The 784-nt window shown below is 65.1% G+C and carries 1 protein-coding gene; it reads right to left on the bottom strand.

Annotated features, from left to right (window positions below; translation table 11 throughout):
- The coding region (locus AC1DU6_RS33630; protein WP_477862699.1) for an FAD-dependent monooxygenase at positions 1 to 675 on the bottom strand (675 nt) is incomplete at its 3' end.
- Between the last annotated feature and the right edge of the window lie 109 nt (positions 676 to 784).

The raw sequence follows: 784 nt of genomic DNA on the forward strand, positions 1-784 counted from the left end.
CGACGAACGCTTGCCAGTCAAAGGCAGAATTGCGAACGGCCCGGCGGGCAGGAAGTGTTCTTCGGCACGTCCGTCATGATCGCGCTCATGGCCGACGGTGACGACGATGCCGGACTGGTCATAGTCCCAGCCATGGGTCGCAATACCCGCGCGCTCACGCAGCTTGGAGCGCGCGCCATCGGCGGCGACCAACAGGCCAGCCTCGATCACACTGCCATCCCCGAGCGTGACGCTGACACCGTCGGCCCTTGAATCGAACGTCGTCACCGCAGTCGCACGCAGGTCGACGCCCGCCGCTTCGGCGCGGATCACGAGTTCGTCGATCAGCCGGCGATTCTCGACCATATGTGCGAATGGCTCGCCCGGCTCCACATGACCGCCGAAGGTCAGGAAGGTCGGACGAGTGGCGTCTTCCAGCTTGGAATCAGTAACGACCATGTCGAGGATCGGCTGGCTTTCGGCGGCCACGGCATCCCAGACACCGAGAGCATCGAACAGCCGCCGACAGGCAGCAACGATGGCCGTGGCACGCGGATCGCGGCTCGGCCTCGCCGCCAGCGCGGGATCGGCGACAATGATCGGCAGATCGGGGCCAAGCCCCTGCCGCAACGCCAGCGCCAATGCCAGCCCGGCAAACGCTCCGCCGCCGATGACAATGCCTCGTTGTGCCGTCATGATATCCGTTCTCGCTGTTGCCACGCGCTTATAGCTGGGCGAAACAGGATCGCGAAACAAGGGCGGCAATGGGACCGGGGCCTGCACGGCCAAGGTCTTGGTAAACCTC

The sequence above is a fragment of the Roseateles sp. P5_B10 genome, from assembly GCF_056400485.1.